This window comes from Marinifilum sp. RC60d5, from assembly GCF_052400665.1.
Classification (GTDB): domain Bacteria; phylum Bacteroidota; class Bacteroidia; order Bacteroidales; family Marinifilaceae; genus JBQTGK01.
In genome coordinates this window covers 825125-847072 of the sequence record NZ_JBQTGK010000001.1, presented here as the reverse complement: position 1 = coordinate 847072, position 21948 = coordinate 825125, and the positions used below count along the sequence as shown (strand labels likewise).

General features: G+C 34.4%; 21 protein-coding genes. 8 read left to right on the top strand and 13 right to left on the bottom strand.

Annotated elements, in window-relative coordinates; translation table 11 throughout:
- Positions 1-22: 22 nt before the first annotated feature.
- From ACT3CE_RS03620 to prmC, 3 genes are all read right to left on the bottom strand, one after another.
- Positions 23-1432, bottom strand: a complete 1410-nt coding sequence (locus ACT3CE_RS03620) for an LPP20 family lipoprotein (RefSeq protein WP_444708396.1) — start codon at positions 1430-1432, stop codon at positions 23-25.
- Between the two features lie 83 nt (positions 1433-1515).
- A complete protein-coding gene (locus tag ACT3CE_RS03615; protein WP_444708395.1) occupies positions 1516-2007 on the bottom strand; it encodes a regulatory protein RecX in 492 nt (163 codons plus the stop codon).
- Positions 2007-2870 (bottom strand): peptide chain release factor N(5)-glutamine methyltransferase, encoded by an 864-nt coding sequence (prmC, locus tag ACT3CE_RS03610; RefSeq protein WP_444708394.1) that lies wholly within the window; start codon positions 2868-2870, stop codon positions 2007-2009. Before prmC ends, ACT3CE_RS03615 begins: the two co-directional genes overlap by 1 nt.
- Positions 2871-3014: 144 nt before the next feature.
- Here prmC and cls point away from each other — a divergent pair, with 144 nt between their 5' ends.
- Positions 3015-4487, top strand: coding sequence for a cardiolipin synthase (gene cls / locus ACT3CE_RS03605; RefSeq protein ID WP_444708393.1), 1473 nt, complete (start codon positions 3015-3017; stop codon positions 4485-4487).
- On the opposite strand, the gene ACT3CE_RS03600 is transcribed toward cls, so the two are convergent.
- The 4 genes from ACT3CE_RS03600 to ACT3CE_RS03585 all read right to left on the bottom strand — a co-directional run bounded on the left by ACT3CE_RS03600 (position 4471) and on the right by ACT3CE_RS03585 (position 8040).
- On the bottom strand, positions 4471-5286 hold the full coding sequence (locus tag ACT3CE_RS03600) for a carboxypeptidase-like regulatory domain-containing protein (RefSeq protein ID WP_444708392.1): 816 nt from the start codon (positions 5284-5286) through the stop codon (positions 4471-4473). The genes cls and ACT3CE_RS03600 overlap by 17 nt on opposite strands.
- 27 nt (positions 5287-5313) lie before the next feature.
- Positions 5314-6138, bottom strand: coding sequence for a carboxypeptidase-like regulatory domain-containing protein (locus tag ACT3CE_RS03595; RefSeq protein WP_444708391.1), 825 nt, complete (start codon positions 6136-6138; stop codon positions 5314-5316).
- Between the two features lie 119 nt (positions 6139-6257).
- Positions 6258-7118 (bottom strand): carboxypeptidase-like regulatory domain-containing protein, encoded by an 861-nt coding sequence (locus ACT3CE_RS03590; RefSeq protein WP_444708390.1) that lies wholly within the window; start codon positions 7116-7118, stop codon positions 6258-6260.
- 106 nt (positions 7119-7224) lie between these two features.
- Complete coding sequence (locus ACT3CE_RS03585) at positions 7225-8040, bottom strand: uracil-DNA glycosylase (RefSeq protein ID WP_444708389.1); 816 nt, start codon at positions 8038-8040, stop codon at positions 7225-7227.
- A gap of 131 nt (positions 8041-8171) precedes the next feature.
- Between ACT3CE_RS03585 and ACT3CE_RS03580 the strand changes: the two genes are divergently transcribed.
- Both ACT3CE_RS03580 and ACT3CE_RS03575 read left to right on the top strand, forming a co-directional pair.
- Entirely contained in the window at positions 8172-8990 is an 819-nt protein-coding gene (locus tag ACT3CE_RS03580; protein ID WP_444708388.1) for a 2,3,4,5-tetrahydropyridine-2,6-dicarboxylate N-succinyltransferase, read from the top strand.
- Positions 8991-9045: 55 nt separating this feature from the next.
- Positions 9046-9609, top strand: coding sequence for an L-threonylcarbamoyladenylate synthase (locus ACT3CE_RS03575; protein ID WP_444708387.1), 564 nt, complete (start codon positions 9046-9048; stop codon positions 9607-9609).
- A 42-nt stretch (positions 9610-9651) separates the two neighbouring features.
- Here the strand turns inward: ACT3CE_RS03575 and ACT3CE_RS03570 are convergent, their stop codons facing one another.
- Positions 9652-10374, bottom strand: coding sequence for a head GIN domain-containing protein (locus ACT3CE_RS03570; protein ID WP_444708386.1), 723 nt, complete (start codon positions 10372-10374; stop codon positions 9652-9654).
- 118 nt (positions 10375-10492) lie between these two features.
- Here ACT3CE_RS03570 and ACT3CE_RS03565 point away from each other — a divergent pair, with 118 nt between their 5' ends.
- Positions 10493-10915 carry an acyl-CoA thioesterase gene (locus tag ACT3CE_RS03565; RefSeq protein WP_444708385.1) on the top strand — a complete coding sequence of 141 codons (423 nt, stop codon included), beginning with the start codon at positions 10493-10495 and terminating at the stop codon, positions 10913-10915.
- 44 nt (positions 10916-10959) lie between these two features.
- Here the strand turns inward: ACT3CE_RS03565 and rimM are convergent, their stop codons facing one another.
- Positions 10960-11493, bottom strand: coding sequence for a ribosome maturation factor RimM (gene rimM, locus ACT3CE_RS03560; protein ID WP_444708384.1), 534 nt, complete (start codon positions 11491-11493; stop codon positions 10960-10962).
- Between the two features lie 10 nt (positions 11494-11503).
- Entirely contained in the window at positions 11504-12034 is a 531-nt protein-coding gene (locus ACT3CE_RS03555; RefSeq protein ID WP_444708383.1) for a 30S ribosomal protein S16, read from the bottom strand.
- 318 nt (positions 12035-12352) lie between these two features.
- Here ACT3CE_RS03555 and dnaE point away from each other — a divergent pair, with 318 nt between their 5' ends.
- The 4 genes from dnaE to ACT3CE_RS03535 all read left to right on the top strand — a co-directional run bounded on the left by dnaE (position 12353) and on the right by ACT3CE_RS03535 (position 18974).
- The gene (dnaE, locus tag ACT3CE_RS03550; protein ID WP_444708382.1) at positions 12353-16729 is read left to right on the top strand and encodes a DNA polymerase III subunit alpha; all 4377 of its coding nucleotides are present in this window, start codon (positions 12353-12355) and stop codon (positions 16727-16729) included.
- A gap of 52 nt (positions 16730-16781) precedes the next feature.
- Entirely contained in the window at positions 16782-17099 is a 318-nt protein-coding gene (trxA, locus tag ACT3CE_RS03545; protein ID WP_320118075.1) for a thioredoxin, read from the top strand.
- 128 nt (positions 17100-17227) lie between these two features.
- A complete protein-coding gene (locus tag ACT3CE_RS03540; protein WP_444708381.1) occupies positions 17228-18148 on the top strand; it encodes a DUF58 domain-containing protein in 921 nt (306 codons plus the stop codon).
- Positions 18149-18251: 103 nt separating this feature from the next.
- Positions 18252-18974 (top strand): toxin-antitoxin system YwqK family antitoxin, encoded by a 723-nt coding sequence (locus tag ACT3CE_RS03535; RefSeq protein ID WP_444708380.1) that lies wholly within the window; start codon positions 18252-18254, stop codon positions 18972-18974.
- Positions 18975-18978: 4 nt separating this feature from the next.
- On the opposite strand, the gene ACT3CE_RS03530 is transcribed toward ACT3CE_RS03535, so the two are convergent.
- The 3 genes from ACT3CE_RS03530 to ACT3CE_RS03520 form a co-directional block, all read right to left on the bottom strand.
- Positions 18979-20052, bottom strand: coding sequence for an endonuclease/exonuclease/phosphatase family protein (locus ACT3CE_RS03530; protein ID WP_444708379.1), 1074 nt, complete (start codon positions 20050-20052; stop codon positions 18979-18981).
- 9 nt (positions 20053-20061) lie between these two features.
- Positions 20062-20997 carry a rhomboid family intramembrane serine protease gene (locus tag ACT3CE_RS03525; RefSeq protein ID WP_444708378.1) on the bottom strand — a complete coding sequence of 312 codons (936 nt, stop codon included), beginning with the start codon at positions 20995-20997 and terminating at the stop codon, positions 20062-20064.
- A 66-nt stretch (positions 20998-21063) separates the two neighbouring features.
- Entirely contained in the window at positions 21064-21885 is an 822-nt protein-coding gene (locus tag ACT3CE_RS03520; protein ID WP_444708377.1) for a rhomboid family intramembrane serine protease, read from the bottom strand.
- Between the last annotated feature and the right edge of the window lie 63 nt (positions 21886-21948).

The window sequence follows — 21948 nt, the reverse complement described above, 5'->3', positions numbered from 1 at the left end:
TTAAATCTAATATCTGCTAAATTTATAGGTCTAGCTGGTTTAGTTTTGGAATTATTGTATTGTGAATTTCGTCAACCGCTTGTTCATAGGCTTCTCTAATTGCGTAATCGTAGCTAATTGGTTTCATTCCTTTTACTTCGTAAATGGCATCGTTAAAAATTTCCATTCCATTTTTTGTGTCTGTAAGGGAAAAGAAACAATCTAAATATACAATGTAAACTTTGTAGTTTCGCCCTTCTTTAATTTCTCCTTTTGTAACATTTGTGTTGATATTAAGAATTACTTTTGCCTTTTCTTTATTGTCGGTAAACGAGAAAAAGTTTTCAGAGAGTTCTTTCTTTAAATTATTTTTTAAGATTTCGCGTTTGGAATCTTCTCCAAAAATACGCTCGTTAAAAGTCATGTAAGCTTTTAATCGTTCTACATTTATAATTATTTTACTCTTTGGGGCTAATTCAGGAGTAAAGAACAATTTGTTTAGTTTGTAATTTTCGGATTCTTCGTTTAAAATAGAGCTTAAATCGATGCCAGCTTCAATTTCCTGTAGTTTCATTTTAGAAGTTACTTTCGAAAGCTGAGAAGCTGCATAACCAAACTCATCGGTGCTTACTTTGTTGTTTAAAACACCATCGCCTTTCACAAAATTTATCGAAATGGGAAGATTAGGAATTATTTGGTTTCCTGTTTCGCCCAGCCATTCTGCTTTTATTAAAATAGGCTCTTTTTGCGAAGTTGAAATTTCAAGCTTAATGGACTTTCTATCTGCAGTTAATTGGGTACGTTTAAAAATATTCTGAATAGAATTGTAAAGTTCCGATCCCAAATTTATGCTTCCATTAAATGTCATTACCGATAAATCATCATCCAAATTTTTTTTAATGGCATCAATTGCTTTTGCATAATAATTTAAAGCCTGAAACAAGTTTAATTGTTTCTCGCTTTGTTTTGCTTGCTCGTAATAATTTTGTGCTAATTTTTTTGCTTTATTTAACTTTAAGCGCTTTTGTAATTCATACTGAGATTTTGATAAACGGTAGTAAACCCAATATTCATTTCCTTTTTTATTATCCCAGGATCCTACGGTTTCGTAACCTTCAATTTCTTCTACCAAACTGGTTTTTATTTCCGATTGAAATTCTTCTTTGAATTCGGTTTCGTTTTCAAATTGCTGTAAAACGGAGTTGGCAGAAATATTAATCGATATTTCGGAACATAAGTCATGTAAAGCCTGATTTTTGGCCAATTGAATATAACTGTTTTGACTATTGTCTTTTTTTACTACAGCTATTCCCACGTAATAATCAGGAGTAATTGGTCTTTCTTTAACCCACTTTGGAGGTCTGCGTTTTGCCATACTGCTTTGAGCCGAGCAACTAACAAGTATGGTGAGAATAAGAGAATAATTAAATAGTGTGCGTAAAATTTTTGTCATTTGAACTGGTTTAGAGAAATAATATATCAAATTTAAAGATAATAATTCATTAACAATAAGCTTGCCAAAAGTGAAATAAAATTTTATTTCAGGCTCGATAAAAGTTTATCTATAAATTGTAATGATACTTGTGATTCAAAACCTCTGCTTTGAGCAAAACGGAACAACTTTGATTTTAATTGATAAGGATCATCTTCTTTCAGGCTTTTTAGTTTATTCTTTAAAAGTTCCTGCAGGCTTTCTTGATAATCAGTTTCTTTAATTTGATTGAGAGCTTCGTTTATTATTTGCTCGGGAACTCGTTTCTGTTTTAAATGATAAGCAATTTTAATTCTACCCCATTTGTTAAAACGGAATTTATCACGGACATAGAAACCTGTATATCGTTTCTCATCAATAAATTTATCATCTACTAAAGAATCTATTATTTCATCTTGCTCTTGTTTTTCAATGTTCCAGTTTTGAAGTTTCTTGCGAATATCACTGCAACATTTTTCTTGCCGGCTACAAATAAATTGTACTTTCGACAGGGCTTCCTTAGTACTTATAATTTTTGTGTTTTTATTTTTATACATCAGATTGGTTTTATGGCCGACAACATACGGTCTTTACCGTTTATATCTTTACGTAATAAAATAGTAGTAAATCCTATATCTTGCAGTAACTTTTGCATTTCTATGCCTAAACTTTCGTTGATTTCGAAATACAGTTTTCCTCCCGTTTTTAGCTTTGAAAGGGCAAGCTTAGCAATGGTTCGGTAAAATAGTAAAGGATCATTATCGCTAACAAAAAGAGCAGTATGTGGTTCATGTTTTAATACATTATCTTCCATTTTTTCCTTTTCCGATTCGGTTACATAAGGAGGATTACTTACAATAATATCGAATTGCTCCCATTCAAAATTCTCCCATTTTAGAATGTCACGATTATAAAAGCAGACCTCCACTTTGTTTAATTTAGCATTTTGCCTGGCTATTTCTATTGCTTTTGCTGATATATCGGCAGAAGAAACTTTCGCTTTGTTTAAATTTTTTGCCAAACAAACAGGTATGCAGCCACTGCCGGTTCCAATATCTAATATGCTTAAATTGCTATTTTTATTTTCCTGAATAATTGCATGTACCAGCTCTTCTGTTTCGGGTCTAGGAATAAGCGTGTGTTCATTAACTTTAAATTTCAGATCATAAAAATCTGCTTCGCCTAAAACATATTGTATGGGTTTATTCTTTTTTAATTGTTTTAGATAAAGTGTAAGTTGCAGAAAATCTTTTTGTTCTATAGTTTCGTTTTTGTTAAACTGAATTTGCATTCTTGAATAAGCCAGTACATATTCCAATAAAATATAGGAGATACTTTCAGCTTCACGCGAACTATAAATGTGAATAAGTTCGTTTTTTATGTAATTTATTGTAGATTGTATAGTGTTTAATCGACACATTTGTTAAGGTTATTTTTTTTGATTGAATGCAGTTTGTGAGAGTGTAATTCTTCTAGTATACGCTATTTAATTTTTATCTCATATCCGGCATATTAAAACTAATAAAATACAAAGATACAAATCTTCTATACTCAAAAGTTGACTATGCTGTTATCATTTAATTGGTCGGAGTTTTTGCTACACGTTTTAGAGGTGTTTGGGGTTTTGTATGTGCTTATGATTATAGCTACAGTTGTAATTGTAATTCTCGAAAACCGAAGTCCCTTAAAAACTATTTCATGGATTTTGGTATTGTCATTCCTTCCTGTTTTTGGATTTATTGTTTATCTGGTTTTTGGGCAGAGTTTTCGAAAAAGAAAAATGTTCGGACATAAAGAACTGGGTGATTTAAAATGGCTGCAAGTAATGAGTCATGATCAAAAGCTACGGCTCGAAAAGAATCGTTTTCTTAAAAATGAGCGAATTCATGAAAAGAAGAATATCATGACATTGCTTTTAAATAATTCGAAGGCTTTGCTTAGCGGATACAATAAGGTACAGATTTTGAACGATGGAAAGGAGACTTTTTCATCTATTTTTAAGGCCTTAAAGCGTGCAAAAGACCATATTCATCTCGAGTATTATATTATAGAAGATGGAGAACTTGCCTCCGAATTGCTTGATATTTTGATTGCTAAAGCTATAGAAGGAGTTGAGGTGCGGGTAATTTACGATGATGTTGGAAGTTGGAAATTGAGTAAGAAATATGTGCAAGATCTCGAAAAGGCTGGTGTTAAAGTGCAGGCATTTTTACCTGTGCGATTTCCTGTTTTAACCAGTAGGGTAAACTATAGAAATCATCGAAAGATTATTGTGATTGATGGAAGTACGGCTTTTGTAGGTGGTTTAAATTTTGCAGACAGATATATTAAAGGCTTGCCAGGAATTGGCATTTGGCGCGATACACACCTTAAAGTCTCGGGAGAGGCTGCATCGAGTCTTCAGATTGTTTTTTTAATAGACTGGTATTTTGTTAGGCAAGAGGTGTTACTTAACGATAAGTACTTGCCCTATAAAAAAGCGAAAGAAAAATGTTTGTTACAGATTACTGCTTCGGGTGCCGACTCCGATTGGGCAAGTATTTTACAAGCTTATTTTTCGGCGATAACATCGGCAAAGCAGAACGTTTATATTTCGTCTCCTTACTTTATGCCCAACAGTAGTATTTTAATGGCATTAAAAACTTCTGCTATGAGTGGGGTTGATGTGCGAGTGCTGATTCCAAACAAATCAGATTCGTTTATGACTTACTGGAGCACACTTTCTTATATCGATGAATTATTGGAAGCCGGAGTTCGCATCTATTTTTATAAAAATGGGTTTAATCATAGCAAAATAATGACTGTTGATGGAATTATGTCGACCGTAGGTACTGCGAATATGGATGTGCGAAGTTTTGAGCAAAATTTTGAAGTGAATGCTTTGGTTTACGATGAAGAGATTACCATGCAATTGCGCGAACGTTTTTTGCAGGATTTAACTTTAAGCGAAGAAATTAAACTTGAGCAATGGCGACAAAGGAATAAACTGCAGAAATTAAAAGAATCCATTGCCCGTTTGTTTACTCCTCTTTTGTAGTGTAATCTTTATATAAATCAAGAATTTGCTTCATCACCTCATACTCCGATGAGTGTTCGCTTACACTAATTTTACCGCCACAATATTCCATAAATTTAATTAACTCTTCACCTTTTAATCCTGTAGCATCGGAAACAATGTCGGCATTAAATTTTTTATTGATCTTTTTTGTTTTGCTTTCTTCCCGAATAAGTTTCGATATTTTTTTCTTGGCTTTTTCAGTCTTGCTAAATTTATTGTGAAGAAAATCAGTAGGTCTAAAGATCGCATCAACAACGCCCATTTTTCCTTCTCTTTTTGGTCGGTACTGAGCAGGCACTATATTGGGTTTTTTAGTGTTAAATGGTTTTAGTTGTTTCTTAATATCCTCATTTATAGGATTTTTCTCTGTTATTTCTGCATTCAGAAATTCTTCTTTAAACTCATCCCAAGTGCCTAAAGCATAAATGTCTATTTCTTTTAGTAAATAAGAAATATCGTTCAGTTTAATTGTGAAAAAAGGAGGGAAATCGGGATTAAAAATAAAAGGGACTTCCCATTGTTTAGGTTGATATCCTAATGCGCTAATTATTAAAGTGTCGGATTGTTGTATTTGTAAATGAAAAACTCCCAGACTATCGCAAATAGTACCTTTGCGTGTTCGTTTTATTGATATTGTAGCGTTAGAAATAGGTTCTAAACTTTTATTCTGCAGAATTTGTCCCGATATACTTATAATGGAATCCTGTTCAATTTCAGCATACGAATACAGAGAAAAAAAACAAAGCAAAATAATAGTAAAGTTTTTTAGTGGGTTCATTTGGGTGTTGGCTTGAGTATTTTCAGCTTAAGGGCGAAGGTGGTTTGGTATGCTTTCAAGTGAATCGGTATAAGTAAAATCATAATCCCATGTAGGGTTTGATTCTATAAACTTATTGTGAAGTTGCTTAATTTTCGAAACAATATAAACATCTCGCGTTTGGTAAGAAAATTGAGTGTTTGAATTGATATATTTCATTAATAAATCAAGACGTGTACCCGATTCATGAGTAATTTCTGCTACAAGATCTCTATTGTATTTTTCGCTAAGCATTCTATCGTGTAAATCCTGTAATGGATCAATTGCTCGCATGCCTTTGGCTCTTTTTTTGCCAGATCCCCAAATGTTCAAACTCATCCCAAAACCTTTATTTCGTAAGGTTTTAGCTTCGGCTTGCGCTAATTTTAAGTTCCCGAAATCAAAACTGGAAGCAATATTTTCTTCCTCGGGAGTATCTTGTTTTACAAATTGTTCCTTAAAATCGCTCCAGCTACCTAAAGAGTATACCTCAACTTCTTTAAGCATATAGCTTTCTTTTTCCATGCAAATTTCCTGAAAAACCTTATCTTCAGCCGAAGGAGGAATAATAGAAACAATTTGTTCTTTAAATCCCATGGCCGAAATCTTAAGTTTCTGATCGGGATTTACTCGCAAACGAAAAAAACCAAGGCTATCACAAACAATGCCCCAATAAGTATCATCTAAATTAATATGAGCAAAAGATACGCCCTCTTTCGTTTCCGAATTAATTACTTTTCCAGATACAATAAAACTTAGGTCAGATTCATCTTGTGCAAATATGTTAAAAGCAAAAGAAATAACAAGTACAAGGCTTAGGATTAGAGTTTTCAATACAGTTTCTATTTAAAATGGAGTTTAAAGATAATATTCACAGCACTCTGTAAGGAAGATTGTTACAATTTTTAACACACTTTAACCGAAATTAAGCTGTATTGTACTTAATTTAAAGTTTAATCATTATTTTGTTCATAGAATAAAGACTTCGAAATATTAACAGTATCACTTAATGTTAAATTGTCGAGATGCTGTAAAGGTGGATATTTTTTAAGAAATTCCCCATATAACTGTTTTACTCTGCAGCCAATAAAGTATGCGCTGGTTTGATGGGTAAAGTTATTTCTATCGTTTATATATGCCATTAAAGCATCCAAACGTTTGCCACTTTCTTTGCAAAGTAATCCAACCATTTCGCGGTTGTATTTTTGCGCTAGTAAAACTCTTTTCGATTCGGAAATTGTCATTTCCTGAACCTTTTGCATGGCCTTTCTTTTTTTAGCACTGCTATTTATGCCAAAACCGGCACCAATGCCTCCTTTTCCAATATGAATGTTGGTTCCTCCACGATTACCACCTCCAAAATGAGATTTTATAGTCATAATGGAAGCAATGGTATCGCGAGAAAGTTTACAGCTTAGGAAATTTGATTTGAACTCAGCCCATGTTCCAGGATGGTATACGCTTATTTCCTGAATCATATAACTTTCTTGTTGCATGGGGATTTCTACAAAAATTTCAGGTTCTTTGTCCTGCTGTCCGGTATTGTAGATTTTCATTTTGTAGCCAATCGCTGTTATTACAAGGTTTTTTTCACGATGAACACGCAAGTGAAAAAAACCAAGGCTATCGCAAATTTTTCCCCACGAAGAATCTTCAATCTTAATGTGAGCAAATGCAATTCCTTTTTTTGTTTCAGGATTGATAATTTTTCCCGATAAAATAAATGTATTGTTTGTTTGGTTCTGTTGAGCAAAAGTATTTATTATTGATAGAAGTAGTGGTAATAATAAAATACTCGTCTTAAAATTTTTCACAGACTAAAACAAGTTTTGATTTGTTTCAAAAATAGTTTAATGATTCGGGAAGCACTATGAATTTATGAGTTCTTAACAATCTTTAATAAAATTAAACAAGAAGCAATTAAATTTTTGTTCCAGTCCAGTTTACTTTTTTTAAAGTTTCCTTAAACGGATTTACTTTACCAAATAAAATATCATTTTCTCGTTGATAGCACATCATGGGATGTGTGGTTTCAATTTTATTTTGGATATCGATATTTTCGACTATTTTTTGAGCATTATTTCCCCATAAGAACCAAACGACTTCTCTATTATTATCGGCAATAAACTGTAATAATTTGTGTGTGAATGGGGTCCATAGTTTGGTGTGAGAATTTGGTTTTCCTATTTCACAAGTTAGTGCAGTGTTAAGTAGTAGTACATTTTCCTTTTCCCACCAATATTTAAAAAGCTGGTTTGGGGGTAAAACCTCAAAATCATTATCCATTGCCAAACGATCACCTTCGTTTAATTTTCTTATAATTTCCGAATATTTTAATGCTTCGCCAGTATATGCTTTATAAATGCTGCGTAAAATATTTTTTAAGGATACATTTCTAAATTTATCGTGCCAAGAGTTTAATCCATTTACCTCAAACGATCGGCCTGTGGCAACTCCTTTTTGTGGGTAAGGATCCTGGCCAAGAATAATAACCGGAATCTTTTTTAAATCCATTTCTAAAAAGCGAAGAACAAGTTCTTTTTTTGGGGTTGAATTTTCCAGGCTAATAGAAGATTCTATATTTTTAATTAAATCAATAATATCATTCGAAAGAAAAGGTTTCCATGATTTGTGAATTGATATATTTGAAAGGAAGATTGAATTTTGCATGATTTGATAATTAATTTTTCCAAAAGTAAAAAAACCAAATATAAAATACTGTTTCCAGTTCTTCATATTCTTGTCTTTGAATATTCTAATTCATACAATTACATTAACTCTTTCACTTTTTGACCATTCCACTTTTTAACTATTCTACTTTTAGTTAGTTTTGTTGCCATTAACCAAAATTAATAAGTAATTAAAAAATGTACACAGATCTTAAACAAAGCATCGAATCTGCATGGGAAGACAGATCTCTTCTGAGTTCTCCTGAGGTGCAGAAAAATATAGAGCAGGTTGTTGAGCTTCTTGATAAAGGACAGCTTAGAACAGCAGAGCCGTTTGAAGAAGGATGGAAAGTAAACGAGTGGGTTAAAAAAGCAGTAATCCTTTATTTTCCAATTCGAAAAATGGAAACCATTGAGGTAGGTCCGTTTGAATTCCACGATAAAATGGCATTGAAAACCAACTATGCCGAATTGGGAGTTCGTGTGGTTCCTCATGCTGTATCGCGATATGGAGCATTTATTGCCAGAGATGTGGTAATGATGCCTTCGTATGTAAATATTGGTGCTTACGTTGATCAGGGAACTATGGTAGATACCTGGGCAACAGTAGGTTCTTGCGCCCAAATTGGTAAGCATGTTCACCTTAGTGGTGGTGTTGGTATTGGTGGAGTTCTAGAGCCAATTCAGGCAGCTCCGGTTATTATCGAAGACAATTGTTTTATTGGTTCGCGTTGTATTGTAGTTGAAGGTGTTCATCTTGAAAAAGAGGTGGTATTGGGTGCAAATGTTGTACTTACTAAGTCAACTAAGATTATTGATGTTACAGGTGACGAACCAGTTGAATATGCAGGTTTTATTCCGGCTCGTTCGGTGGTGATTCCAGGAACCAGAACGAAAAAATTCCCAGCAGGCGAATATCAAGTTCCTTGCGCGCTGATTATTGGTAAGCGTAAACCATCAACTGACTTAAAAACTTCATTAAACGATGCATTGCGCGAGTATAACGTAGCCGTGTAAAAATATTTAAAGTAGAGACGTAGCATGCTACGTCTCTACTAAATACATGAACAGTATGCAAAACGACATCAATAAAGCTCTTGAAGTATTAAAATCAGGAGGAATTATTTTATATCCTACCGATACGATATGGGGAATTGGCTGCGATGCAACAAACCCCGAGGCGGTGAAAAGGGTTTATGAAATAAAACAACGAGAAGATTGCAAGGCCATGTTGGTGTTAATGGAAAATCCTAACCGATTAAATTCTTATGTAGATGAGGTGCCCGAAATTGCCTGGGATTTAATTGATGCCAATGATAAACCAATGACTCTTATTTATCCGGGAGCCAAAAATTTAGCTCCAAACCTTATTAATTCCGATGGAACAATAGGAATTCGAATTACTGAGGAAGATTTTACCATGAGGCTCATTCAGCGTTTTAAGAAACCAATTGTTTCAACATCTGCCAATAGGAGTGGAGAGCAATCGCCCGCTAATTTTTATGAAATAAACGAGGACTTAAAAGAATTAGTTGATTATGTGGTAGAGTATCGTCAGGAAGAAATGGAAAAAGCCACAGCTTCGAGTATTATAAAAGTTGGTGTGGGAGGAGAAATTCAAATACTAAGACCGTAGGGATATCCAAAAGGAAATCCCCCTACAGATTATTATTGAGTGTTATTCACCAACAGATTTTATGGAACCCGACCCTGCCGATTTACTGTCAACATATTCGGGTTTACCTCGATAATAAATATCACCACTACCCGCAACGCGAGCGGTAATTTTATCTGAAGCATATACCTCACAATCTCCCGATCCGGAAATACGAATATCGGCCTTTTTAGCTATAAAATGAGATGCTTCCACATCGCCTGAACCACTAATGCGAATGTTAACTTCATCTTCGCATTCCCCTTTTAATCTTACATCACCCGATCCGGAAATACTGCAATTTACATTTTCTGCATTTAGTTTATCTATAATTATATTTCCGCTTCCGCTGATTGTATAGGCAACACTACCTGAATTTATTGGAGTTTGAGCAATAATATTTCCCGAACCCGAAATTTTTAGGTTTTCAATATTCGGAGTAGAAATGTAAACTTCTACTTTTTTTAACGAACGAGTGTTCCAGCCCCAGCTTTTATTACTTTTGCGCTTAATTTTTAAGGTAGAACCTTCAACTTCGGTAATAATTTCATTAAGATCTCTATCGTAAGCTTTAATTTTTACTGAGGTGGTATTTTCTTGAGTGAGGTAAACTTTAGCAGAGATTGATAGGTTAATAGATTTAAAAGATTCTGTTTTTCGATTTTCTGTGGTTTGGGCCATAAGCATCGAAATGCTGAAGAAAAAGACAAAAACAAACGCAAGCGAATTAAAGTATTTTGAATTCATAACAATTTATTTTTAGGTTAAAGTTCGTATATAATTAAATGACGAACAAGGAGCTGAAAAGTTGCACTTGAATTTGCAATTAATTATTTCTGTTTATCTTCGCAAAAAAATAAGGGGAATGGAATTTAAACATATCAAGAAAATACAAATTCGCTTTGGTGATATCGATTTGTTGGGGCATGTGAATAATGGAGTGCAGTTAAGTTATCTTGATTTGGCAAGGATGGATTATTTAATGCAGGTATATGGTGAGGATATAGAATGGAAAGATTCTGCCTTAATTGTTGCGCACCTTACCATTGATTATTTGTCATCAATTACCTTAAACGATAAGGTTGAAGTGCATACCCGAATTTATAAAATAGGAAATAAGAGCATAGCTTTGTATCAGAATATTGTTGATTCTATGAGTGGGGAAATAAAAACCAAAACTTCGCAAGTAATGGTAGCTTATGATCCAAAAAATGGAAAAAGTGTTCCTTTAACAGAAATTCTTAAAACTAGAATTGAGGAATTTGAGGGGGAAATGGCTGTAGAATAGATGCTTCCTTGAAACTGTAGATTACAGTTTGGATTCTCGATAAATTATTGCAGGTATAAATCGATTAAACCATCAGGCGTATCCATGGTTATGTTTTTATTCTCTTCATCAAGATCGATAAAGTTTTCGTCGGCAAATGGGATTAAAACTTCTTCTCCTTTTATGGTGATTACCAGAACAATATTCCCAGCATAATCCTGAATGTCTTCAATTTTACCAAGCTCACCTTTTTCTTCGTCAATATAAGTGAATCCGATTAAAATATTAGGATCAATTTCGTCTTCGTCTTCAATAAAATCCGGAGCATCTTTTATGGGAATGTAAATATCACAACCAATAAACCGTTTGGCTTTAGCTTCGGTGTCCATATCTTCCAGTATAATTTTAACACTGGAATGATTGCGTTTGTTTATCCCATTAATGAAAAAAGGAACCAATCCTCCGTCGATATCGACCAGGATTGATTCCAATTTATTTCTTTCAAGAAGATCACTATTCTTTTTAGCTACTAGTTCACCTTTTACTCCATGAGTTTTAATGAACGAACCAGTCAGGTAGCAATCTTCTATTCTTAGCATGCAATCAAAATTAAGCTTCTGCTTCTTCTTCATTTGCAGCTTCTGCATCACCAGCTTCTTCAGCTTTAGCAGCAGCTTCTGCATCAGCAGCTTTCTTAGCAATAGCTTCAGCTCTGTCAGCGCTAATTTTAACTTCTGCATCAAAACGAGCTTTTGCTTCATCTTCAGCAGCTTTAGAAAGACCATCTTTCTTAGCGTTAATTTTAGCTTCTTTTTCTTGTTTCCAGGCTTGGTATTTTTCTTCAGCTTTAGCTTCGTCAAAAGCACCTTTTTTAACACCTTCTAACAAGTGTTTTTTCATCATTACACCTTCGTATGACAAAATAGCTCTTGCAGTGTCGGTAGGCTGAGCACCATTAGTAAGCCATGTTAAAGCTTTGTCAAAATTTAGGTCAATTGTAGCAGGATTGGTGTTTGGATTATAAGATCCAATACGCTCAATATACTTACCATCACGTGGTGATCTGCTATCTGCTACCACAATGTGGTAGAATGCACGTCTTTTACGACCGTGTCTTGCTAGTCTAATTTTTACTGGCATAACTCTTTTTAAAATAAGATTAATAAATTTGCCTACTTTATAGTTGCGGTATACATACCACGATTTATAAGCGCGACAAAGATACAACTTATTTTTTGAATAAAAACAGATGAATAAAAATTATTTTAGAGGACTAACTTTCATTGTTATAGAGAAGTAGCAAGTTGCGTTTATCTGTTTTACTAAAGACTATTCTTTGTTGATTACCAGAGGGAAATAGTTCATCATATTTACTAATTTTGCCTGACTGAATACCATTCCTTATTTTCGCAAAATGCCTTTTTTTAAAGGGTAAGAAATTAAAATTCTGATACTGAGATGTTTTTAATATTTGATACTGAAACTACAGGTTTACCAAAAAAATGGAAAGCCCCATTAAGTGATTTCGAAAACTGGCCAAGAATGGTTCAGTTGGCATGGCAATGTCACGATATTGAAGGAAATTTTTTGTTCGCAAAAAATCATGTGATCACTCCCGAAGGTTATACCATTCCCGAAGATGTAGTTGCTGTTCACGGTATCTCAACAGAAATAGCAATAGAAAAGGGAATTCCTTTAAAAGATGCTCTTTTGGATTTTATGGAGGATGTAAGGAAATCTGATTTTGTGATCGGGCATAATGTTACTTTCGATATTAATATCACCGGATGCGAATTGCTACGTTCCGAAATGAATGAGCAAGAGCTTACAAATGCAACTCTACTGGATACTATGACCGGGAGTAAAGAATTTTGTAATCTAAAACGCAAGGGGCAGATTAAAAATCCTACGCTTACCGAATTGCATACTAAATTATTTGGTGTTCCCTTTGCCGAGGCACATAATGCTGCGGCCGATGTAGAAGCTACTTCACGCTGTTTTCTGGAGTTAATAAGAGTTGATGGTTTAGATTCTCAGAATCTAAGAATGTCACCAGAACAGGTACATGCATTCAAATTGAATAACCCGAAACCTATCGATTTAGTTGGTATTGAGTACGAATCTTTTAAGGTAAATACAGCTTTCGATAAAATTTCTATCGAAAAAGAGGAACGAAAAAGAAGAGAGGCAGCTAAGAATATTACACCACAAAATTTTGTTCATTTGCATGTTCATTCGCAATATTCTATTCTCGATGGAGCTGCTAAAACTTTTAACATTGCAGCAAAAGCAAAAGAAGATGGTATGCCGGCTGTTGCCATAACCGATCATGGTAGTATGTTTGGTGTAAAAGAGTTTCATGTTGCTTGTAATAAAGCAGGAATTAAACCCATACTTGGGGTTGAAGCCTATGTTGCCAAGAGAGGTCATTTAATAAAAGAAAATAAATCGGATGGTAGAGGTTATCATCTAATTTTATTGGCTAAAAACTATAAAGGATATCAAAACCTTTTAAAATTAACATCCATTGCTTATACCGATGGGATGTATTATAAACCACGTATCGATAAGGAGCTTCTGGAACAATACAACGAAGGCCTTATTGTAAGTAGTGCCTGTTTGGGCGGAGAAGTGGCTCAGCATATTATGAATGGTAATATCGATAAAGCCAGAGAAACCATTCTTTGGTTTAAAGATGTATTTGGAGAAGATTATTACCTGGAAATTATGCGCCACCCGAATAACGATCCGCGTTTAAAAACGGATGTGTGGGAGAATCAGGTGAGAGTAAATAAGATTATTCGTGAATTAGCAGCGGAACTTGCTGTTAAAGTAATTGCGACTAACGATTCGCATTTTATAAATCCCGAAGATGCCGAAGCACATGATGTTTTGGTGTGTTTAAGTACGGGGCGAGATTACGATGACCCTTCGCGCATGCGTTATACCCGGCAAGAGTGGTTTAAGACTACCGAAGAGATGAATGAGCTTTTTGCTGATGTTCCCGATGCGCTTGCCAATACCATCGAGATTGCTGAGAAAGTGGAGGCTTTTGAACTGGACTCGAATCCAATTATGCCTTCGTTTTCTATTCCGGAAGAGTTTGGAACTTTGGAAGATTATAAAAATAAATACGACGAAGCAAAGCTTATTGAGGAATTCGAAGCAGATCGTTACGAAAAACTTGGTGGTTACGATAAAGTAATCTCCATTAAGTTAGAATCAGACTATTTAGAATATCTGGCAATTGAAGGAACAAAGAAACGTTATGGTGATGAACCAGAAGATCATGTAATTGAGCGCTTAAAATTTGAGTTGAATACCATTAAAACAATGGGATTCCCTGGTTACTTCCTTATTGTACAGGATTTTATTAACTGGGCTAAAGATAATGGTGTAATTGTAGGGCCTGGGCGTGGATCGGCAGCAGGAGCTGTGGTTGCTTATAGCATTGGAATTACCGATGTTGATCCCATAAAATACGACTTACTGTTCGAACGTTTTTTAAATCCCGATCGTATATCGATGCCCGATGTAGATATTGATTTTGATGATGATGGTAGACAGGAAGTACTCGATTACGTAACTCATAAATATGGACACGATAAAGTTGCCCATATTTGTACTTTTGGTACAATGGCTACTAAAAGTTCCATTAAAGATGTGGCACGTGTACTTCGTTTAGATCTGGCAGAAGCCATTCGTTTAACTAAGCTGGTGCCCGAAGCACCTAAAATGAATTTTAAAAAGGCCTATGCCGAAGAGCCCGCTTTGCTCGAAGAAAAAGAATCTTCGAATCCGTTGATTGCCAAAACTATTAAGCTTGCCGAATCGCTGGAGGGATCTGTGCGACAAACCGGAGTGCATGCCTGTGGGGTTTTAATCGGGAAAAATCCTCTTGACGAACATTTGCCGGTAATGCCTACTAAAGGAGAAGAACTACTAACAACCCAATACGACGGACGTTTTGTGGAAGATATTGGTTTGTTAAAAATGGACTTTTTGGGGTTAAAAACCTTATCAATTATAAAAGAGGTTCTGTCCAATGTAAAACTCTCAAAAGGTATTGATGTTGATATTAACAATGTAGATCTCGAAAACGAGGAAACTTTTCAGCTTTTTAGCCGTGGAGAAACAACGGCTATTTTTCAGTTCGAGTCGCCGGGAATGAAGAAACATTTGCGTGCACTTAAGCCAAATCGTTTTGAGGATTTGGTTGCCATGAATGCCTTGTATCGTCCCGGACCAATGGAATATATCCCTTCCTTTATTAAAAGAAAGAATGGGGAAGAGGAGATTGCTTATGATCATCCAATTATGGAGGATTATCTGAAAGATACTTATGGTATTACTGTTTATCAGGAGCAAGTAATGCTTCAATCTCGTGCCTTGGGGGGATTTACCCGAGGCATGTCTGATACCTTGCGTAAAGCAATGGGTAAAAAACAGATTGCCATGATGGATAAACTTAAGGTTGAGTTTATCAATGGATGTCACGATAACCCTAAGTTTATGGAGGGTGTTGGTGGCGATAATGTGAAAGCAGATAAACTGATTGAAAAAATTTGGTCAGACTGGGAAGCTTTTGCAAAGTATGCATTTAATAAATCGCACTCGGTATGTTACGCTTATATTGCGTATCAGACAGGATTTTTAAAAGCACACTATCCTGCAGAGTTTATGGCTGCTGTTTTAAGTCGTAATTTAACCGATATCACGAAAGTGACTATATTTATGGATGAGTGTAAGCGAATGGGCTTACCCGTTCTTGGTCCTGATGTGAATGAATCTTATTCTACTTTTACTGTAAATAAGGAAGGAGCAATTCGTTTTGGAATGGTAGGAGTAAAAGGAGTAGGAGAGCAGGCTGTACACGATATTATTGAAGAGCGAAAAAATGGACCTTTTAAAGATATTTTCGATTTTGTTGAGCGTGTAAACTTAAGATCAGTAAATAAAAGAACTTTGGAGAACCTTGTTATGTCAGGAGGTTTCGATAGTTTTGGACTAAAGCGGAGTCAGTATTTTCAGCCCGACGAAAGCGATGTTACTTTTATGGAGCATCTGGTGAAATACGGGAATAAATTGCAAGCCGAAAATAATAACAAACAACAAACTTTATTTGGAGGTGTTGAAGATTATGTAGTTACTCCCCCAAAAATCCCTGAGTGTGCTGAATGGAACAAGTTAGAACGTTTAAATAAGGAAAAAGAGTTAATTGGTATCTACTTGTCTGCTCATCCACTTGATGATTACAAACTTGAAATAGATGCTTTTTGTAATGCTACTTTATCTGAATTATCGTCAGATTTGGCAAATTTTAAGGATAAAGATGTGAATATTGCCGGAATGGTAACAGCAATTCGCAGGGGAACCACAAAAAATGGCAATCCTTTTGCAATTGTTAACATTGAAGATTTCACAGATTCCTATGAATTAGCTTTCTTTGCAAAAGATTTTGTAGAGTTTAGCAATTATTTTATTGAAGGTTTGTCGGTTTTTATTAACGGAAGAGTACAAACCAGAAGCTGGCCAAGAGATTCAACAGAGCTTGAGTATAAAGTTAAAGGCTTTACTCTTCTTACCGAGGTAATGGAGAAAAAAGTCAAAGAAGTTACAATTGAAATTCCTTTGCAAAGTTTAAGCGAAGAGTTAGTTACCGAAATGGCAAGCTGCATGGAGGAAAGTAAAGGAAATTTGAAAGTGAATTTTATTATTTCTGATGATAAAAATATGAAAGTTAAAATGTTCTCAAGGAGCTGTCGTGTTGAATTATCGAACGAATTGATAGAATATTTTAGAAATAATTCGGAAATTAAGTTCAAAATTAATTAAATTGCATTAAATAATATTAAGTATATATAGAAACACTAAAAAATAGATTACCATGACAATTGAAGTAAACGATTCTAATTTCGAAGAAGTTGTATTGAAATCAGATAAACCTGTATTGGTTGATTTTTGGGCTGAATGGTGTGGTCCATGTAGAATGGTTGGCCCAATCGTGGACGAACTTTCACAAGATTATGATGGAAAAGTTGTTGTAACAAAAATGGATGTTGATAGCTGTCCTGCTACTTCAGCTAAATTTGGAATTCGCAATATTCCTACTGTTCTTTTCTTTAAGGGTGGCGAGATTGTTGATAAACAAGTTGGAGCAGTTCCAAAATCAAGCTTTGCTGAAAAAATTGACGCTCTTTTGTAAGAGGATCATAAATATATTTAGGGCATGGAAATTTAATTCTATGCCCTTTTTTTATTCCTAATAGCAAATACTAAGTCCAGCATTAACTTAGAATTGTTATAATTTCTTTTTTAATTAAAAATTCTGCGGTGAAACAACTTTCTGATCTTATACAATTCGAAGAATTCGATAATTTAGAAATTATCGCTAAACAAATAGTTGAAGGATTTTTAATAGGATTACATCGTAGTCCTTACCATGGTTTTTCGGTCGAATTTGCCGAACATCGTTTATACAATAAAGGAGAATCGACCAAGCATATCGATTGGAAGCTTTATGCCCGAAGCGATAAAATGTTTGTAAAACAGTTCGAGGAAGAAACCAACCTTAGAGCACATATTGTAATCGATACATCTTCGTCGATGTTGTTTCCCTATGAAAAGAAAAGTCAGTCGAAATTAAGTTATTCGGTTTTGTGTGCAGCTGCATTAATTCACCTTTTGCGTAAACAAAGAGATGCGGTTGGTTTGTGTACTTTTTCCGATCAGATTAATTTGATGACATCCGCTAAGCTTTCGCTTACTCACGCACAATTATTATATGCCGAACTAAATAAGGTCTACAATGCCGAAGGAATCGATACTGATCGAGCAACTCACATTTCAAATACTTTGCATCAACTGGCCGAAAGTTTGCACAAGCGATCATTGGTAATTGTTTTCTCCGATTTTACAGGGGGCGAATCGCCACAGGAAATTATAGAATCTCTGCAGCATCTTCGTTTTAATAAACATGAAGTCTTACTTTTTTCGGTTAGAGATATTGAATTAGAATCGAATTTTAATTTTGAAAACAGACCCAGTCGATTTATTGATTTGGAAACAGGAGAAAGTCTAAAATTAAATCCTCTAGAAATTAGAGAATTGTATAAAACCCAGCAGGAGAAATTTTTTACAGAATTAAAATTGTTATGCGGACAGTTCTCTATCGATTTTGTCGAAGCAGATATCCGCGAAGAATTTAGTGCCGTTTTACAATCTTACCTTGTAAAGAGAAAGAAGCTGATGTAGAATTAATTATTGGCTTTTATTTTTAAGTTCCCAATGTTTAAATTATTTTTATTGAGAAGAAGATTAAACTTGTATTTGTAGGTTTTAAATTAAGAATCTTTCAATGAAATATCTGTTAACTATTTTTTGCATTTGCATTTTGTTTGCTTGCGATCAAAAAACAAATCATAGCCACCATCGGGATAAGGCTTTTGTTGAGAATGGCCTTGTGAAACAATACGATGAGCAAAACAGATTATCTGCCGAAATTAATTTTAAGAATGGCGTTCGTCATGGAGTTACCAGGATCTATTATTCATCGGGAGCATTAAGCGACGAAATAATGTATGTGGATGATGAGAAGTCGGGAACAGCCAAAAAATATCATAAAAACGGTAATATTTATAGTTTAACACCCTATTGGAAGGACGAAAAAGAAGGGGTGCAGAAAAAATATTATAGCAATGGTAAAATTTGGGCCGAAACACCATACTTTAAAGGGCAAGCCGGAATTGGCTTAAAAGAATACAAGCACGATGGAAGTTTACGAGAGAATTTTCCTGGTATTGAAGTTCAAAAGTTTAAACGATCGGATAGGATTGTCCTGAAATTTTTTCTCTCCAATTATTCTAAGAATGTTGTGTTTTATGTGAGCGATTTAATAAAGGATAAATACATACCCGTAATGGCAGAGCCAATGTATGCAAAGGAAGGATCGGTTAGTTACGAAATTCCTTTACCTAAAAATACATCTATGGATACTGTTATAAGCATTGTGGCCAAGTATCAGACTCAAAATCATAACATTTACGTTTCTAAGCGCGATTATCGAATATTGGTGAAGTAAATATTTACTCTTTGCTTAATTCCAGTTCTACATAAATCGGAAAATGGTCGGAATATTTTTTTTTAATTCGTTTATAATAATTGCATTTCGAGTTCTTGTCGTGAAAAATAAAATCGATTCTAAAAGAAGGAAAATCGCCCGAATAAGTGGTTCCTATGCCGCTTCCATGTTCACGAAAGCAATCGATAAAATCTCCTTTAATGGTTTGGTAAGAATAGGAGTGAGCAGTATCATTAAAATCGCCACATACAATTACCGGATGAGGAGACTGTGAAATATGTTTGCGGATAATTTTGGCCTGATTTGCTCTTTGTTTAAAAGCATGTTTAAGGCGGAAAGAAATATCTTTAATCTCTTCTAATTCCTGTTCGTCGGCTTTAAATTCTTTTTTGTTGATGAAGGCATAATTCTTACCTCCCATTCGGTTCGATTCCAAATGAAGATTATAGATTCTATAAATTTTGCCTTTAATTTTTATGTCGGCAAAAATAGCATTGCATCTATTGTCATTGCTAAATTTTATTTCTCCTTTTTTAACAATAGGGTATTGAGAAAATATGGCAACATCGTTTTTCTTTTCGCCAATATAAGAATATTTGCAAGCACTATTATTTTTTAAGTTTCGTAGCGAGATATTACCACTTTTAGTGTAACGAAATTCCTGAAAACAAATTACTCCAGCTTGTTTTTCTTTTAAAAGTTGTAATATTTTTTCTGGTGTTTTAGGATCTTTAGTCCATTGGTATTTATCAAAAGCTCTTACATTATAGGTTAAAAGAGTAAGATCCGATTCTGTTTTAACTTTTGCACCTGAGTTATTTAATTGAATAAAATTGGAAAGAGGTTTGTAGCCTACGAAAATTACAATTAAAGGAATTAAAAAGCTCCATCGTCTTCTGAAAACCCAGTAAATAACAAAAAGAAAATTTGCTGCCAATAGGTAAGGGTAAGCTAGTCCCCAAAAGGCGGGTAAGCAAAACTTTTCAGGATTGATAAAAGAAGCCGAATAGGAAACGAGTAAGGAACCCGAAAAAATAAGGCTAAAAATTACCAATGCTTTATGAAGAAAATTTTTCAAGATTGTTCTTTACTTTTGATTACTCGATTTAAATAGAATTTCTTTTTCTTCTTTAGTTAAGCTATCATAACCCGATTTTGCAATTTTATCTAAAATACGATTTAATTCTTTCTGGTTATCTTTTTTCGATTTATTATATTCCTCATCACTCATTTTGCGAGTGTTTTTAAAGCTTACCTTCATTTTCTTTTTTTTGCCAAACAGTTTAAAGAATGATTCCATAAGTGAGTTAAAACCAGATGAAATATCTTTTCCTTTTCGTAGTTGTGAGATAAATAACCATCCATAAAAAGCACCACCTAAATGAGCCAGATGACCACCAGCGTTTCCGTTGGGAATGCTTATAATATCAGTAATTAAAAAGAAAATGGCAATGTGTTTAATTTTTACCTGACCAATAAACATGAGGTTGATAACATGGTTAGGAGCATAAACTACTGTTGCCAATACCACAGCCATTACCGAAGCAGATGCACCCAAAGCATAAGCTCCAAAGCGAACATCTTGAAAAACAGGGAAAATGTTATAGGCAAAAATATAGGTTGCTGCACCTGTTAAACCTCCAATTAAATAAATGCTAAGTAGCTTTTTCTGATCGAGATAAGACAAGAAGATTTTTCCAAACCAAAACAACCATAGCATATTAAATAAAATGTGCAGAAAATCCTGATGCAAAAACATATAAGTAAAAACGGTCCACGGCCTGCCTAATAAGGCACTTGTTTCGGCCGGTACCGATAGCCAATAAACCATAAATGGTATTTGCGAGGGCGAATACTGAAAAAAATAGGTGAATACACCAAGAATTTTCACCACAAGAAACACCGCTAAATTAATGTATATTAATTTGGTAAGATTGCTTCCATCTTTAAAAGAATCTTTAATTCCATTCCAAATATTTTGGTTGGAATAACTTTGATATGGATTATTGAAGTTCCTTCTCATAAACAAACATTCATTATCGATATTAACTTTCTTTGTTTGATATTATTGTTTAAAATAAATCATTATTTAATAAAAACGATTCGAATTTTTTTGCCAGTATTTTATCAGAATAAAGCCGAATATCATACCTCCTAAGTGGGCAAAGTGAGCAACATTATCGGTTGCCTGATTTTGAAAGCCAAGGAATAATTCTAAAACTCCGTATCCGATAACAAAATATTTTGCTTTAATAGGAATGGGAGGAAAAAGAAGCATTAACTCGGTATTTGGGAACAGCATACCAAAGGCAAGTAAAATGCCAAATACAGCTCCCGAAGCACCTACGGTTGCACCATTAATTTGTCCTTCAAGCATTCTATTCATTAAAATAACAGCCTGATTTGTAGCACTTGCATCATTCGGATATTCGGCCCATGAATTAATAAAATCCTGTACCCATGGGCGAACTTCTCCAACATGATTTTTTATGAATTCGGACATTAATTCGGGTGTTGGTGTATTCGAAAATGCATCAACAGCCGATTTCATAGAGCTATAATCGAACCAGTTTACTCCGGTTTGTATTAATGCAGCACCAATTCCTGTTATCATATAATACAGAAGAAATCGTTTAGGTCCCCAAACACTTTCCAATACACGTCCAAACATAAATAAAGCGAACATATTAAAAAACAGGTGGGTAATGCCGGCATGCATAAACATGTGAGTAATAAACTGATGAGGCATAAAATAATCCGATGCTGGAAAATGTAATGCCAGGTAGTTATCAATATTTAAACCAAATTTGCTTTGCAAAACATAAGTTCCTAAAAGCATGATAACATTAATAATTAGCAGGTTTTTTACTACCGGCGGTAAATTTAGTAAAGGAGGTCTATATTGTGTCATCCGATTTTTTATTTAATATTTTAGCTAGTCATAACAATTGTCAGACCATTTTAAAAATACTGG

Excerpts from the sequence above, each read along its gene's own strand:
- ACT3CE_RS03620 (WP_444708396.1), bottom strand. The coding sequence starts at position 1,432 with ATGACAAAAATTTTACGCACACTATTTAATTATTCTCTTATTCTCACC.
- ACT3CE_RS03575 (WP_444708387.1), top strand. The coding sequence starts at position 9,046 with ATGCAAAACGACATCAATAAAGCTCTTGAAGTATTAAAATCAGGAGGA.
- ACT3CE_RS03565 (WP_444708385.1), top strand. The coding sequence starts at position 10,493 with ATGGAATTTAAACATATCAAGAAAATACAAATTCGCTTTGGTGATATC.
- ACT3CE_RS03535 (WP_444708380.1), top strand. The coding sequence starts at position 18,252 with ATGAAATATCTGTTAACTATTTTTTGCATTTGCATTTTGTTTGCTTGC.
- trxA (WP_320118075.1), top strand. The coding sequence starts at position 16,782 with ATGACAATTGAAGTAAACGATTCTAATTTCGAAGAAGTTGTATTGAAA.
- ACT3CE_RS03585 (WP_444708389.1), bottom strand. The coding sequence starts at position 8,040 with ATGAAGAACTGGAAACAGTATTTTATATTTGGTTTTTTTACTTTTGGA.
- ACT3CE_RS03615 (WP_444708395.1), bottom strand. The coding sequence starts at position 2,007 with ATGTATAAAAATAAAAACACAAAAATTATAAGTACTAAGGAAGCCCTG.
- ACT3CE_RS03520 (WP_444708377.1), bottom strand. The coding sequence starts at position 21,885 with ATGACACAATATAGACCTCCTTTACTAAATTTACCGCCGGTAGTAAAA.
- ACT3CE_RS03570 (WP_444708386.1), bottom strand. The coding sequence starts at position 10,374 with ATGAATTCAAAATACTTTAATTCGCTTGCGTTTGTTTTTGTCTTTTTC.
- ACT3CE_RS03525 (WP_444708378.1), bottom strand. The coding sequence starts at position 20,997 with ATGAGAAGGAACTTCAATAATCCATATCAAAGTTATTCCAACCAAAAT.
- prmC (WP_444708394.1), bottom strand. The coding sequence starts at position 2,870 with ATGTGTCGATTAAACACTATACAATCTACAATAAATTACATAAAAAAC.
- ACT3CE_RS03580 (WP_444708388.1), top strand. The coding sequence starts at position 8,172 with ATGTACACAGATCTTAAACAAAGCATCGAATCTGCATGGGAAGACAGA.
- ACT3CE_RS03600 (WP_444708392.1), bottom strand. The coding sequence starts at position 5,286 with ATGAACCCACTAAAAAACTTTACTATTATTTTGCTTTGTTTTTTTTCT.
- dnaE (WP_444708382.1), top strand. The coding sequence starts at position 12,353 with ATGTTTTTAATATTTGATACTGAAACTACAGGTTTACCAAAAAAATGG.
- cls (WP_444708393.1), top strand. The coding sequence starts at position 3,015 with ATGCTGTTATCATTTAATTGGTCGGAGTTTTTGCTACACGTTTTAGAG.
- ACT3CE_RS03555 (WP_444708383.1), bottom strand. The coding sequence starts at position 12,034 with ATGCCAGTAAAAATTAGACTAGCAAGACACGGTCGTAAAAGACGTGCA.
- rimM (WP_444708384.1), bottom strand. The coding sequence starts at position 11,493 with ATGCTAAGAATAGAAGATTGCTACCTGACTGGTTCGTTCATTAAAACT.